This is a genomic window from Bacillus sp. P4_D3, assembly GCF_056401855.1.
This window is the reverse complement of sequence record NZ_JBFUIN010000810.1, coordinates 1-1,305: the sequence shown is the minus strand read 5'-3', so window position 1 is coordinate 1,305 and position 1,305 is coordinate 1. Positions and strand designations below refer to the sequence as shown.

The following is a 1,305-nucleotide window of genomic DNA, read 5'->3' as shown; positions in this document are numbered from 1 at the left end:
CACTAGTCCCATTAGAAGAAGACTGGAACTTTTGAAGAGTATCCTTACCATTTTGAACTGCATTACGCCCAACAAATACACCATGTCCAGCAAGACTAAGCCCAGCCGCTGTAGCAGCTGCATCTAATGGAAGAACAATTGGTGATGCTAACCCACCACTTCCTACTTCTGCGACGAAGGTTAAGAAATTAGCCCCGCCTATGACGGTAAGACCTTCTAGAATTTCTATAATGGATGCCGCTCCTGCTACAACATTTCCGGCAAATCTTCCCGATTGATAAGTTAACTTGCTTTCTAATTCATCATTATCAGGTGATTCTAGTCCAATAACGCTTTCGAAAGCGGCACTACCAGCGCCTTGAAAAAATTCTTTCATAAATTCCCAAGTACTGATAGCTGTTTTTTCATACCATGGTCTATTGGCTTCTTGTTCTCGTAATAAAGTGAAAAACTCAAAAAGTAGTGTCTTTTATATTACAGCTAGTTTTAAATATGTAGAAGTAATATAAAAAGGTGCCGGCTCTTATGAAGTGCCTCTATATTTCTATCTCCATGTGTAGCTTTAGTTGTTGAACCTTTACCTTTTCTCATTCTCTCAACTTCTTCTATTTTGTGTGATTTTTATCTCCATCGCCATGCAATCGTTGTATCTTCAATGTGGATTGCTGGAATATCGATTCCTAAATATTTCTCTTCGTTCTCATCGAAGACGGACCAATTTTCATCGTCTAGAAATTCAGGGTCAATACTTTCAAAGTCAAAAGTACTGTCTTCGTCTACCATTTCACGAAAATATTCTTGATAGGGTTTACTATTATCATTTAAGTGTATTGTTCCATACATCCATGGTGTTTCTCCAAAAACGTCTGTGATGCAACCTATTTCAATATCTTTAAAGTATAATTTCATATTTACACCTTCTTATTCATAAATTTTAAAGTAGTCTTTTGGTATCTCACCTTTTATCAAATACTCGTTATCTCTTTTTGTCCACTTTAGAGCTCGGTTTTTCCAAAAAGGTGTGGTTATTTTATCTTGTTCAATTAAATGTTCGATTTGTTTTGGATTTAAGATTGCTACGTCTTTTACATCTCCATTACGGATTGCCGTTCTTAAACCATTAAAATCTAGTTCGATTGATTTATCTCCATACTTTACAGTAGCGCCGCTATTAGGGGAAAAGTTTGTAAATGGACTATTATTTTTTCCACTCTTTCTATATCCTCCTAATATATGTTCAGTAACTGTAACTTGTCTATCTTTGTACATGCCTTCTTTATTAGCTGGAACTAGATTGCCTGATTC

The 1,305-nt window shown here is 35.9% G+C and carries 1 protein-coding gene and 2 pseudogenes; all 3 read right to left on the bottom strand.

The window, feature by feature from the left end; all coding sequences use genetic code 11:
- Positions 1 to 439 (bottom strand): annotated as a pseudogene (locus AC1DTM_RS26915) (hypothetical protein); the annotation flags it as partial.
- Positions 440 to 621: 182 nt separating this feature from the next.
- Positions 622 to 909 (bottom strand): hypothetical protein, encoded by a 288-nt coding sequence (locus tag AC1DTM_RS26910; RefSeq protein WP_016104706.1) that lies wholly within the window; start codon positions 907 to 909, stop codon positions 622 to 624.
- 12 nt (positions 910 to 921) lie between these two features.
- Positions 922 to 1,305 (bottom strand): annotated as a pseudogene (locus AC1DTM_RS26905) (pre-toxin TG domain-containing protein); the annotation flags it as partial.